At 69.3% G+C, this 12,677-nt stretch carries 11 protein-coding genes; 3 read left to right on the plus strand and 8 right to left on the minus strand.

The window, feature by feature from the left end:
* Window positions 1-53: 53 nt before the first annotated feature.
* Window positions 54-1,223, minus strand: a complete 1,170-nt coding sequence (locus BLS74_RS07580; protein ID WP_093104217.1) for an MlaE family ABC transporter permease — start codon at window positions 1,221-1,223, stop codon at window positions 54-56.
* A gap of 197 nt (window positions 1,224-1,420) precedes the next feature.
* Here BLS74_RS07580 and BLS74_RS07585 point away from each other — a divergent pair, with 197 nt between their 5' ends.
* Window positions 1,421-3,046, plus strand: coding sequence for a GMC family oxidoreductase (locus BLS74_RS07585; protein WP_093104218.1), 1,626 nt, complete (start codon window positions 1,421-1,423; stop codon window positions 3,044-3,046).
* A gap of 130 nt (window positions 3,047-3,176) precedes the next feature.
* Here the strand turns inward: BLS74_RS07585 and BLS74_RS07590 are convergent, their stop codons facing one another.
* From BLS74_RS07590 to BLS74_RS07620, 7 genes are read right to left on the minus strand one after another with little or no spacing between them, the layout of a single operon-like run.
* Window positions 3,177-4,244 (minus strand): ABC transporter substrate-binding protein, encoded by a 1,068-nt coding sequence (locus tag BLS74_RS07590; RefSeq protein ID WP_093104220.1) that lies wholly within the window; start codon window positions 4,242-4,244, stop codon window positions 3,177-3,179.
* Between the two features lie 34 nt (window positions 4,245-4,278).
* Window positions 4,279-5,421 (minus strand): NAD(P)/FAD-dependent oxidoreductase, encoded by a 1,143-nt coding sequence (locus BLS74_RS07595; RefSeq protein WP_093104221.1) that lies wholly within the window; start codon window positions 5,419-5,421, stop codon window positions 4,279-4,281.
* Window positions 5,418-6,815: an FAD/NAD(P)-dependent oxidoreductase gene (locus tag BLS74_RS07600; protein WP_093104223.1), complete on the minus strand. Its 1,398-nt coding sequence runs from the start codon at window positions 6,813-6,815 to the stop codon at window positions 5,418-5,420. The genes BLS74_RS07595 and BLS74_RS07600 overlap by 4 nt, the downstream gene beginning before the upstream one ends.
* On the minus strand, window positions 6,812-7,114 hold the full coding sequence (locus BLS74_RS07605; RefSeq protein ID WP_093104224.1) for a (2Fe-2S)-binding protein: 303 nt from the start codon (window positions 7,112-7,114) through the stop codon (window positions 6,812-6,814). The genes BLS74_RS07600 and BLS74_RS07605 overlap by 4 nt, the downstream gene beginning before the upstream one ends.
* Window positions 7,111-7,905: an ABC transporter permease gene (locus tag BLS74_RS07610; RefSeq protein ID WP_093104226.1), complete on the minus strand. Its 795-nt coding sequence runs from the start codon at window positions 7,903-7,905 to the stop codon at window positions 7,111-7,113. The genes BLS74_RS07605 and BLS74_RS07610 overlap by 4 nt, the downstream gene beginning before the upstream one ends.
* Before the next feature lie 4 nt (window positions 7,906-7,909).
* A complete protein-coding gene (locus BLS74_RS07615; protein ID WP_093104227.1) occupies window positions 7,910-8,758 on the minus strand; it encodes an ABC transporter permease in 849 nt (282 codons plus the stop codon).
* The gene (locus BLS74_RS07620; RefSeq protein ID WP_093104228.1) at window positions 8,755-9,837 is read right to left on the minus strand and encodes an ABC transporter ATP-binding protein; all 1,083 of its coding nucleotides are present in this window, start codon (window positions 9,835-9,837) and stop codon (window positions 8,755-8,757) included. Before BLS74_RS07620 ends, BLS74_RS07615 begins: the two co-directional genes overlap by 4 nt.
* A gap of 193 nt (window positions 9,838-10,030) precedes the next feature.
* On the opposite strand from BLS74_RS07620, the gene BLS74_RS07625 reads away from it, so the two are divergent.
* Window positions 10,031-10,879: an IclR family transcriptional regulator gene (locus BLS74_RS07625; protein WP_093104229.1), complete on the plus strand. Its 849-nt coding sequence runs from the start codon at window positions 10,031-10,033 to the stop codon at window positions 10,877-10,879.
* 135 nt (window positions 10,880-11,014) lie between these two features.
* A complete protein-coding gene (locus BLS74_RS07630) occupies window positions 11,015-12,553 on the plus strand; it encodes an L-piperidine-6-carboxylate dehydrogenase (protein ID WP_093104230.1) in 1,539 nt (512 codons plus the stop codon).
* Window positions 12,554-12,677 lie beyond the last annotated feature (124 nt).

Below are 12,677 nucleotides of genomic sequence, written 5' to 3' on the forward strand. Positions count from 1 at the left end.
GACAACCTCCGCGCTGCGCGCTGCGGTATTCGCCTTGGGAGCGGCCCGGCGGCTCATGCCCTGAACCCCACGCCCTTGAAGAGCACAGCGAAGAGCGCGTCGACCAGGATCACGACCGTGATCGAAGCCACCACCGAGGAGGTGGTGCCGCGGCCGAGGCTTTCGGTGTTGGGCTTCACCTTCATGCCGTAGTAGCAGCCGATCAGCGCGATCAGGACGCCGAACACGGCCGACTTGGACATCGCGAGCCAGATGTTGGTCATCGGCACCGCGCGCGGCAGCGCCGACAGGAAATAGGCCGGCGAGATGTCCAGCGTGAGATCGGCCGCGACCATGCCGCCTAACAGGGCCGCCGCCGAAGTCCACATGCTGATCAGCGGCATCGCGATCGCCAGCGCCAGCACGCGCGGCATCACGAGCCGGAAGCCATGCGGAATGCCCATCACGCGCATGGCATCGAGTTCCTCGGTCACGCGCATGACGCCGATCTGCGCGGTGATGGCCGAGCCCGAACGGCCCGCAATCAGCACCGCCGCGAGCACCGGGCCGAGTTCGCGGATCAGCGACAGGCCGAGGATGTTGACGATGAAGGCTTCGCCGCCGTACTGGCGCAATTGCTGCGAGGTCAGGTAGGCCAGCACCACGCCGATCAAGAGGCCCACCAGCGCGGTGATGGGCAGCGCGGTGGCGCCGAAATGGTAGAGATGGCCCGAGAAGTCGCGCCAGGGCGCACGGTGCGGCGCGCGCAGCAGCGTGCCGACGTCGAGCGTGAGCTGGCCGACGAGCGCCAGGAAATCGCGCGCCACCATCATGATGCGCGCGCCGTTGTGGGCGAAATCGTGGAAATGCTCGGCCAGCGTCTTGCCGGGCTCCGCCGGGGCGCTGCAGGTGTACTGCGCCACCTGGTCCAGCACGGCCTTGTGCTGCGAGTCCATTTCGAGCCGCGCCGGCCAGGCCTGGCGCCAGTGGTTCCAGAGCAGCTGGGCGCCGATGTGGTCGAGCTGCTCGACGGGGCGCAGGTCCCAGGCCCGGTCGTCCTGCGGCGGCACGGCATCGAGATTCTTCGCCAGGGCCTCCCAGGTGCGCCGCGACGACATCGAGAGCGCGGTCCAGCAGCCGCTGGCGACGGCCCATTTGCCGCCCTCCCCGTCGCGTTGCTCGACGCGCGGACGCAAGCGGTCTGCGTTTTGCGCGTCGGCGGTCGGCAACGATGCGATCGACATGGATGGAGCGGGCGGGCGGTCTGCGAGATGGAGGACGCAACATCGTAACCGTGTGCGTCTGCAGCAAACCGCCCGATCGGCGCCCGTTCGCGTAGGCCATCGGCGCAAGGCACGGGCGTTTGCCACAATCGACCGTTCGGTGCCGCATTGCAGCACCCCTTCACAAGAACGACCAGAGACAGACAAACAAGGCGCGAATGAGCGACACCACCTTCGACTACATCGTCATCGGCGCCGGCACCGCCGGCGCGCTGATGGCCAATCGCCTCTCAGCCGACAAGCAATGCCGCGTGCTCCTGATCGAGGCCGGCCGCAAGGACGACTACCACTGGATCCACATTCCGGTCGGCTACCTCTACTGCATCGGCAATCCGCGCACCGACTGGCTCTACAGCACCGAGCCCGACGCCGGCCTCAACGGCCGCACGCTGCGCTATCCGCGCGGCAAGACGCTGGGCGGATCGTCTTCCATCAACGGGATGATCTACATGCGCGGCCAGTCGCGCGACTACGAGCAGTGGGCCGCGCTCACCGGCGACGACACCTGGCGCTGGGACAACGTGCTGCCCGCCTTCAAGAAGCACGAGGACCACTACCTCGGCGCCGACGAGATGCACGGCGCCGGCGGCGAATGGCGGGTCGAGAAGCAGCGCCTGCGCTGGGACATCCTCGATGCCTTCGCCGAGGCCGCGGTGCAGGCCGGCGTGCCGCACAGCACCGACTTCAACCGCGGCAGCAACGAGGGCGTGGGCTATTTCCAGGTCAACCAGAAGAACGGCTGGCGCTGGAACACGGCCAAGGCCTTCCTGCGCCCGACCTGCTACGGCCGCCCCAACTTCGAGCTGTGGACCGGCGCCCAGGTCTCGCGCCTCGTCGTCGAAACCCGGCCCGACGGCAGCCGGCGCTGCACCGGCGCCCAGGTGTGGGACGGCCACGAGATGGTGCTGGCGCATGCGACACGCGAAGTGATCCTCTGCGCGGGCAGCATCGGCTCGCCGCAGATCCTGCAGCTCTCGGGCGTCGGGCCGGCCGAGCTGCTGCGCCAGCATGGCATCGACGTCGTGCTCGATGCGCCGGGCGTCGGCGCCAACCTGCAGGACCATCTGCAGATCCGCGCGGTCTACAAGATCAAGGATGCGCCCACGCTCAACGTGCTCGCCTCCTCCTATTACGGCAAGGCGAAGATCGGCCTCGAATACCTGTGGAAGCGCAGCGGCCCGATGAGCATGGCGCCCTCGCAGCTCGGCGCCTTCACGCGCAGCTCGCCCGAGCACGAATGGCCGAACCTCGAATACCACGTGCAGCCGCTCTCGCTCGACGCCTTCGGCGAGCCGCTGCACGCCTTTCCGGCCTTCACCGCCAGCGTGTGCAACCTGAACCCGACCAGCCGCGGCACGGTGCACATCAAGAGCCACCGCTTCCAGGACGCGCCCGCGATCGCGCCGCACTACCTGAGCACCGACGAAGACCGCAAGGTGGCGGCCGATTCGCTGCGCGTCACGCGCCGCATCGCGGCCCAGCCGGCACTCGCCAAGTACGCGCCTGAAGAATGGAAGCCGGGCCTTCAGTACCAGAGCGACGAGGAGCTCGCGCGCCTGGCCGGCGACATCGCGACCACCATCTTCCATCCGGTCGGCACCACGAAGATGGGCGCCGACGGCGACCCGATGGCGGTGCTCGATTCGAAGCTCCGCGTGCGCGGCATCGACGGCCTGCGCGTGGTCGATGCCGGCGCGATGCCCACCATCACGAGCGGTAACACCAACAGCCCGACCTTGATGATGGCGGAGAAGGCGGCCGGCTGGATTCGGGATCAGCCCTGAACACTGGAGATACGCGCAGCGCGGCCTGTTCGGGAAACACCGCGGAACCGGCTTTGCCGGGCCGCTGGTGTTGCCCCCGGTGAAGGGGGTTGGCGAAGCGACACGAAGTGCGCGAAGCCTGGGGGAGCGCCTATTTCTCGATGGTCTTGTTCCAGCGCGCGTTCCAGGCGGGCCGGTTGGCGTTGATGCTGTCCCAGTCGATGGTCACGGCGTTCTTCATCCACTTGTTGATCTCGGCCACCTGCGCCGCGCCCTCGCCCACCGCCGGCGCCTTGGGGTTGGTCGGGATCTGGCTGCCAAACTGAAGCACGTTGGCCTGCGCCAGCGGGCTCAGCAGGAACTCGGCCAGCTTTTGCGCCAGCTCGGGTTCGCTGTTGTTGGCGATCACGCACTGCCCCACCATCAGTACCACCGAGCCCTCCTTGGGCTGCGCGTACTCCACCGGGATGCCCTTGGTCTTCAACGCGGCCACCGCGGTGGGCGTGAGCGGGAACAGCGCGGCCTCGCCGGTCTGCACCATCTCGGAAATCTTGGCCGAGCTGGGGATGTACTCGAGCACGTTGGGGCCGATGGTGGTGGGCCAGGCCTTGAAGCCGGGCTCGACGTTCTTGTCGTTGCCGCCCTGGATGCGGTTGAACATCAAAAAGCCGTGCAGGCCGAAGGACGAGGAGGACATCGACTGGAACACCACCTTGCCCTTGAACTTCGGGTCGGCCAGGTCCATCCACGAGGTGGGCGCGGCCCAGCCCTTCTCCGCGAACATCTTCTTGTTGTAGGCCAGCCCGGTCATGCCCAGGCTGACGCCGCTCGCCATGTCGTCCTTGAAACGGGCCGCCGGATAGATGTCGTTGAGCGCCGCGCTCGGGCGCTGCTTCTGGCACAAGCCCATGCCGATGGCGCGCACCATGATGCCGTCGTCGAGGAACATCACGTGCATCTGCGGCCGGTCCTTGTTGGCCTGCGCCTTGGCCAGGATGTCCGACGAGGTGCCGGGCACCACCACCACCTTCACGTTGTTCGCCTTCTCGAAGGCCGGGAACACGTACTGCGTGTACGCCTTCTCCATGGTGCCGCCGTTCATGCCGATGTACAGCGTCTTGGTCTGGGCGCTGGCCGCGCCGCCGCCGGCCAGCGCCGCGGCGGCAGCCACGGCGAGGAGTGCACGGCGGATCGATTGGGGTTGGCGAGAACGGGACATGGTGGGTTCCTTTGAGAGTGGGGTCAGGGAGACTTCAATGAGCCGTTGCGGGCACGGCGGCTTCGACGGAAAGAAAACGTTCGATGGCAAAGGCTTCGATGGGCGTGCTGCTGTGCCCGTCGCGCGCCAGTTCGGCCAGCACCTCGCCCACGGCCGGGCCGATCTGGAAGCCGGCGCCGGAAAAGCCGAAGCCGTGGATCAGACCCGGCGTCGTCGCGCTCAAGCCCAGCACCGGCTGGCGGTCGGGTAGATACCCTTCGGTGCCGCTCCAGGTGCGGATGAAGCTGGCGTGGCGCAGCACGGGCAGCAGCTCGATCGCCTGCACCGCCAGCGCGGCGATGGCATCGCGGCCGGCGCGCGCGCGGTCCGCATCCAGGGCCAAGCCGGCGCCGCCGCCCAGCACCAGGTTGCCGCGCTTCACCTGGCGGCAATAGACGCCGCCACCTTCCACGCCAAGGCTCCAGTCCATGAAGTAAGGCAGCGGCTCGGTCACCACCATCGTCGGATGGCCGGAACGCAGCGGCATCGTCTCGCCGAAGCGGCTGGCGACGGCACCCGCCCAGGCGCCGGCGCAGTTGAGCATCACGGGCGCGCGCACTTCCAGCGCGTTGCCCGAACGCAGCGTGAAGAGTTCGCCGTCGTGCACCGCTTCGTCGAGCGGGGTGCGCTCGAAGATCTGCGCGCCCGCGCGCTGCGCCGCACGTGCGAAGGCCGGTGACACCAGGCGGGGATTGGCCTGCCCGTCTTCCACACACAGCGAGCCGCCGAGCGCCCTGTCGCCCAGCCACGGGCAGCGCTCGCGCATGCGCGCACCCGACAGCAGCTCGATGCCGAGGTCGAAATCGCGGCTCGCGTCGCGGTAATGCTCGAGCGCGGCCAGGTCGGCCTCGCTGCGGGCGATCTTGAAATGGCCGGAGCGCAGGTAATCGCCATCGGTGCCGATCAGTTCCGGCAGCCGGCCCCAGATGCGATGGGCCCGCTGCGCCAGCGGCAACTGGGAGAGCGGCCGGCCCTGGCGCCGCACGCCGCCATAGTTCACGCCGCTGGAACGCGAGCCGCAGAAGTCGCGCTCCAGCAGCGCCACCTGCAGCCCCATGCGCCGCAGCGCCAATGCGGCGGAAGCGCCGACGATGCCGCCGCCGACGATGGCCACGTCGGTCTTCAGCGTTTGCTTCATGCGGCCGCTCCTTCGGCCGGCGCGCTCGCCAGCTGGATCGGGATCGGCTTGATCGGCGCCTGTCCGCGCAGCCGGCCCACCTGCGCGAGCGGCCGGCCGCTCGCGTGCGCGAGGATTTCGGCCGCCGCCGCGCCGCACATGCGGCCCTGGCAGCGGCCCATGCCGACGCGGGACAAGGCCTTGAGGCGGTTCATCTCGTCGGCGCCGCAGGTCCGCACGGTATCGCGCAGCTCGCCGGCCGTGATGTTCTCGCAGCGGCACACCACCAGCGCGTCGGGCGCATGGGAGGCCCAGTCCTGCGGAAAGGGAAAGGCGCGTTCCAAACCGGCGCGGAAACTCTTGAGCTTGTCGAGCTTGCGCTCCAACACTTGCGCACGCGCGGCATCCACCTTCACACCGCGGTCGGCCAGGAGGGCCAGCGCAGCGCGCTCGCCGGCCCATTCGGCCGCATCGGCGCCCATGATGCCGGCGCCATCGCCGGCCAGGTAGACGCCGGCCACGCTGGAACGGCCGGCCGTATCGCGCTCGGGCAGATGCGCGCGCTGCATCGGCGCAAAGGCGAAGCGGCAGCCCAGCAGGTCGGCCAGCTGCGTTTCGGAGCGCAAGGCATAGCCGAAGCCGACGGCGTCGCATTCGAGCGTTTGTTCGCGCCTGCCGTCGTGCCAGGAGACGGTGCTCACGCGCGCATCGCCCAGCACCCGCAGCGGCCGGACGCCCCCATGCAGCGCCACGCCGCGGGCGCGCAACCAGGCGACGTAATAGAGGCCCTTGAGAAACACGGCCGGCTGCGAAAGCATCGCGGGCACGGCCGCGAACTGGTCGGCGAAGCGGGCGGTGTCGAGCACGGCCGCGACCTCGACGCCGGCCTTCGCGTATTGGTAGGCCACCAGGTAGAGCAGCGGGCCGGTGCCCATGAAGACCACGCGCCGGCCGATCGCGCAGCCCTGGAACTTGAGCGCCACCTGCGCGCCGCCCAAGGTGTACACGCCGGGCAGCGTCCAGCCGGGCACGGGCAGCACGCGGTCGGTCGCGCCGGTCGCCACGATGAGCTGGCGGTAGGGCACGCTGCGCGTCGTGCGGCTCGGGCCGTGCAGCACGTCGAGCAGGCCGCCCTGGGCGTTCCACACCAGGCTGTCGGGCCGGTAGTCGATGCGGTCCTGCAGCCCGTCCAGCGCAGCGTGCACGGCGGTGGCGCGCGCTGCTTCGAAACCGTACAGGGTCTCGGGGGAACGCTGAAAGTTCGCCGGGGGCCGGCGGTAGATCTGGCCGCCGGCACGGCCGGCTTCGTCGATCAGCACCGGCCGCAGGCCGTGCGCGACCAGGGCCTGGGCCGCGCGCACGCCGGCCGGGCCGGCGCCGGCGATCACGGGTTGCAGCAAGGCCTCTGCCGTCATGCAGGCTCCCCGCCGGTGAGCAATGCCATGCCGGCCTCGATGAAGGTAGAGCAGGCGCGCAGCCGACCGCCATCCGCCGTCAGGATCCAGCAGTCCTGGCAGGCGCCCATCATGCAGAAGCCGGCGCGCGGCGTGCCGCTGAACTCGTTGCGGCGCAGCTGGCCGCACTGGGTCAGCACCGCGGTGAGCACGGTGTCGCCGGCCAGGGCCCGGGCCGGCTGGCCGTCGAGCGTGAAGGCCACGGCAGCGCGGCCAGCCTCGGCCACGCGGTGCAGAAGTGCTTTGCTGGTGCTGCTCATCGGCGCCCCACCAGCACACGGTCCAGCCCGTAGACGCGGTCGAGCAGCACCATGGCGCAGGCCGTCACCGCCACCATCAGCGCCGACACCGCGGCCATCAGCGGATCGATGGATTCGGTGGCGTACATGTACATGCGCACCGGCAGCGTCACGGTGCTGGGCGCGGTCACGAAGATCGACATCGTCACCTCGTCGAAGCTGTTGATGAAGGCCAGCATCCAGCCGCCGGTCACGCCCGGCAGGATCATCGGCAAGGTGATGCGCCGGAACATGGTGGCCTGGCTCGCGCCGAGCGACAACGCGGCCTGCTCGGCGCTGCGGTCAAAGCCGACCAGCGCGGCGATCACCAGGCGCAGCGTGTAGGGCGTGACGATCAGCGCATGCGCCAGCACCAGCCAGCCGAAGCTGCCGGTGCCGCCGACCAGCGCGAACAGCCGCAGCAGCGCCACGCCGAGCACCAGGTGCGGAATGATCAGCGGCGAGAGGAACAGGCCGTTCAGGAAGTCGCGCCCCGCGAAGTCGTAGCGCGTGATCGCCATGCCGGCCGGCACCGCCAGCAGCGTGGCCAGCGTCGCCGAGGCGAGCGCCAACCACAGGCTGTTCCAGAACGACTGCATGAAGTCGGGATGCGCGAACACCGCCTCGAACCAGCGCAGCGAGAAGCGCGTGGTCGGGATGGTGAGCGTGTTCTCGGGCGTGAAGGCGACGATGCACACCACCAGCAGCGGCGCCAGCATGAAGGCGATGACGAGCGCGTTGAACGCGAGGGCGAGGGGGCCGTTCTTGCTCATGGCCCTACCCCAGCGCCTTCTTGTAGCGGCCTTCGACCAGCCGGTTGTAGCTCAGCATCACCACCAGGTTGGCCGCCAGCAGCGTCAGCGCGATCGCCGCGCCGAGCGGCCAGTTGAGCTCGTGCAGGTACTCGTCGTAGACCACCGTCGCCACCATCTTGAGGCGCCGCCCGCCGAGCAGGCCCGGAATGGCGAAGGAACTGGCCGAGAGGCCGAACACGATCAGGCTGCCCGACAACACGCCCGGCATCACCTGCGGCAGCACGACGCGGCGCAGCGTGGTGAAGTGCGAGGCCTTGAGCGAGAGCGCAGCGTTCTCGACGCCCGGGTCCAGCTTCTGCAGCGAGGTCCAGACCGGGATCACCATGAAGGGCAGCATCACGTGCACCAGCGCGATCACCACCGCGGTCTCGGTGTAGAGCATCTTCACCGGGCCGAGGCCGATCATTCGCAGCGTGCCGTTGACCAGCCCTTCCGGCCCGAGCAGCATGCTCCAGCCGAAGGCCCGTACCACCACCGATACCAAGAGCGGCGCCAGCACCACCAGCAGCAGCACCGAGCGCCATGGGTTGCGCATGCGGCTCAGCACATAGGCCTCGGGGGTGCCGACGAGCACGCAGATCAGTGCCACCAGGCCGGAGATCCAGAAGGTGCGCCAGAAGATGCCGTGGTAGTAGGCGTCGGTGAACACGTGGGTGTAGTGCTCCAGCGTGAACTCGCCGGCCCGGGGCCCGGTGGCCGGGTCGTAGACGTTGAAGGACAGCACCGCGGTCAGCACCAGCGGCACCAGCAGCAGCGCGGCGAACAGCAGCAGCGCCGGCCCGGACAGCCACCAGGGCGATGCCTTCTTCATGCGGCCACCCGTTCGGCAGCTGCGCCCTCTTCGGCGGGCAGCAGGCGCGTGCAGTGGTCGGGCCAGGCGATGCCGGCCGCGTGGCCTTCGTCCAGCGCGGGCCGGCCGTCGTTGGGCGACAGCACCATCAGTTCGCCGACCGGCGTCGTCATCGCGTAGAGCCACTGGCTGCCGAGGAAGAAGCGCTCGCGCACCGTGCCGTCGAAGCGGCCGCGGCCCGCGTCCACCAGTTGCAGCTTTTCCGGTCGCACGCTGAGCAGCACCTGTGCGCCGGCCTGGAAGCCGACGTCGTCCACGTCGACCGCGAGCGGCCCCAGGTCAACGCGGCTGCGGGTCCCGTTCGCCACCACGCGCCCGGCGAGCAGGTTGGCCTTGCCCACGAAGGTGGAGATGAAGCGGGTGCGCGGATGTTCGTAGACCCGGTGCGGATGGTCGATCTGCGTCGCGCAGCCGCCTTCCATCACGACCACGCGGTCGCTGATCGACATGGCCTCGCTCTGGTCGTGCGTGACCATCACCGTGGTGGTGCCCACCTTGCGCTGGATCTGGCGCAGCTCGAACTGCATCTCCTCGCGCAGCTTGGCGTCGAGGTTGGACAGCGGCTCGTCCAAGAGCAGCACCGGCGGCTCGATCACCAGGGCGCGCGCCAATGCCACGCGCTGGCGCTGGCCGCCCGAAAGCTCGCGCGGGTAGCGGTTGGCATGTGCCTCCAGGTGCACCAGGGCCAGCGCCTGCGCCACGCGCTCGCGCCGCTCGGCCTTCGGCATCTTGCGCATTTCGAGGCCGAAGCTCACGTTGTCGGCCACCGTCATGTGCGGAAACAGCGCATAGGTCTGGAACACGATGCCCAGGCCGCGCGTGTTGGCCTTGACGTGCGTGATGTCGCGCCCGGCCAGCTCGATGCGGCCGCTGCTCACCGCCTCGAAGCCCGCCACCATCTGCAGGGTGGTGGTCTTGCCGCAGCCCGAAGGCCCCAGCAGCGAAACGAATTCGCCTTTCTCCACCGAGAGGCTCATGGCCGACACCGCGCAGGTGCCGCCGTAGAACTTGGTCAGTTCGGTGAGCTTGAGAAATGACATGAACAGGCCTTTCGTGGGGCGCACCCCGATGGGGCAGCAACTGAAGTCTTTCGTCGGAGTCGATTCACTCTATTGCAACGAACGCGCCAGACCACACAGGGTATTTCACTAATCAGAATCTTTTTCTTATTTATTCCGTTCAATGGAATTTATGGCGTAGACTGGCCGGACAGCATTCCACCCGGCACGCGGCATGAGCACCCCTTCCCCATCCACCAGCGGCGTGCCGCGCGTCTTCGCCGTGATCCGGGCCCTCGCCGCGGTGCAGGCCGAAGGCGGCCGCGTGACAGAGATTGCCCGCGCCGTGGGCCTGACCCAGGCCACCACGCACCGTTTGCTGCAGTCGCTGCTGGCCGAAGGCATGGTCGAACAGGACGCGCGCAGCAAGCTGTACCGCCTCGGCATCGACTTCTTTGCGCTGGCGGCGCACGCCGGCAACCCGGGAGACCTGCGCTCCCTGTGCCGCCCGGTGCTGCTGCGCCTGTGTGCCAGCCTGGGCGACAGCATTTTTCTGCTGGCGCGCAGCGGCTTCGATGCGGTGTGCCTCGACCGCAGCGAGGGGCCTTTTCCGATCCGCTCTTTCACCGGCGACGTCGGCGGGCGCATCGCGCTGGGCGTGGGCCAGGGCGCGCTCGCGATCCTGGCCTTCCTGCCAGAGGCCGAGCGCGAAGAGGTGATCCGCTTCAACCTGTCGCGCGTGCGCGAGTACGGCGTCTACGACGAGGTCTATCTGCGAACCGAGATCGAACGCGTGCGCCAGGCCGGCTATGCGGGCCGCAGCACCGGCCTGCTCGAAGGCATGGCCGGCGTGGCCGTGCCCATCTGCGACCGCGAGGGCCGCGCCGTGGCCGCGCTGAGCGTGGGCACCATCGCCGACCGGCTCAACGCCGACCGCATGCCCACGGTGGTGGAGCTGCTCAAGCGCGAAGCCGCGGCCATCGGCCCGAAGATCAATCCCTTCGACGCGACACTGCGCCGGCCTTTGCAAAGCCTGGCGAGCTCGCCCGCGGCGCAGCGGATCGGTCATGCACCGGAGGGATGACCTGACGCCCCCTGAACGCCATACCCTGGACCGCATGCCATTCCAGTTGCGCATCAAGTCTTTCCGTTTTTTTGCTATGCAACCGGCCCTGCGTGGCGGATATTGATGCCCCTCCTGTCTTCGAACCTGCAACCCATGCCGCAAGCCCCCGCCCCCTCCCCCGTCGCCACCGAAGTCGATCAGCTGCTGCAGCGCCTGGGTGTGCCGCGCAGCGCCTACACCGGCGGCGATCTGCCGGTGCGCTCCCCGATCACCGGCGAATCGATCGGCACCGTGCCGCAGACCGCGCCGGCCGAAGCCACGCAGGCCATCGGTCGCGCGCATGAGGCCTATCTGGCCTGGCGCAGCGTGCCGGCGCCGCGCCGCGGTGAGCTGGTGCGCCTCCTGGGCGAGGAGCTGCGCGCGGCCAAGGCCGACCTGGGCCGGCTGGTCACGCTGGAGGCCGGCAAGATCCCGTCCGAAGGCGCGGGCGAGGTGCAGGAGATGATCGACATCTGCGACTTCGCGGTCGGCCTGTCGCGCCAGCTCTACGGCCTGACGCTGGCCACCGAGCGCGCCGAGCACCGCATGATGGAAAGCTGGCATCCGCTGGGCGTCTGCGGCGTGATCTCGGCCTTCAACTTTCCGGTGGCCGTGTGGTCCTGGAACGCCGCGCTGGCCCTGGTCTGCGGCGATGCGGTGGTGTGGAAGCCGTCCGAGAAGACCCCGCTCACCGCGCTGGCCACGCATGCGATCGCCCAGCGCGCGCTGGCGCGCTTCGGCGACGCGCCCGAGGGCCTGCTGGAACTGCTGATCGGTCAGCGCGCCGTCGGCGAGGTGCTGGTGGACGACCACCGCGTGGCGGTGCTGTCGGCCACCGGATCCACCGCCATGGGGCGCCAGGTGGCGCCGCGGCTGGCGGCGCGTTTCGCGCGCGCGATCCTGGAGCTGGGCGGCAACAACGCCGCCATCGTCGCCCCCTCGGCCGACCTCGACCTGACGCTGCGCGCCATCGCCTTCGCCGCGATGGGCACGGCCGGACAGCGCTGCACCACGCTGCGCCGCCTTTTCGTGCACGCCAGCGTGTACGACGCGCTGGTGCCGCGGCTGGCCAAGGTCTACGCCGGCGTGCAGGTAGGCGACCCGCGCACGCCGGGCACGCTGGTGGGACCGCTGATCGACGGCGCCGCCTTCGAGGGCATGCAGAAGGCGCTGCATGAAAGCCGCGCCGCGGGCGCCACGGTGCACGGCGGCGGTCGCGTCGACGGGATCGCCGGCGACGGCGCCTTCTACGTGCGTCCGGCCCTGGTGGAACTGGCCGCGCACGCCGGCCCGGTGCTGCGCGAGACCTTCGCGCCCATCCTGTACGTGCTGCGTTACGAGGCGCTCGACCAAGCGATCCGCTGGCACAACGAAGTCGGCGCCGGCCTGTCGTCCTCCATCTTCACCCTGAACGTGCGCGAGGCCGAGCGCTTCATCTCGAGCGCGGGCTCGGACTGCGGCATCGCCAACGTCAACATCGGCCCGAGCGGCGCCGAGATCGGCGGCGCCTTCGGCGGCGAGAAGGAGACCGGCGGCGGGCGCGAGGCCGGCTCCGACAGCTGGAAGGCCTACATGCGCCGAGCGACCAACACCATCAACTACTCCACCACCCTGCCGCTGGCCCAGGGCGTGACCTTCGACATCGAAGGCTGAGAGCCTGGGCCCGGGCGTGATCGAATTCCGCGAATGTTTCCTTTTGTTTCAGGGTGACGGGTAATCCCCGATGCACTGGCACGGTGCGCACCCTAAAGTCTCGCCACTCGCAAACGGGCCTGCC

Origin of the sequence: Variovorax sp. CF079, assembly GCF_900101545.1 — a bacterium.
In the GTDB taxonomy this organism is placed as follows: Bacteria; Pseudomonadota; Gammaproteobacteria; order Burkholderiales; family Burkholderiaceae_C; genus Variovorax.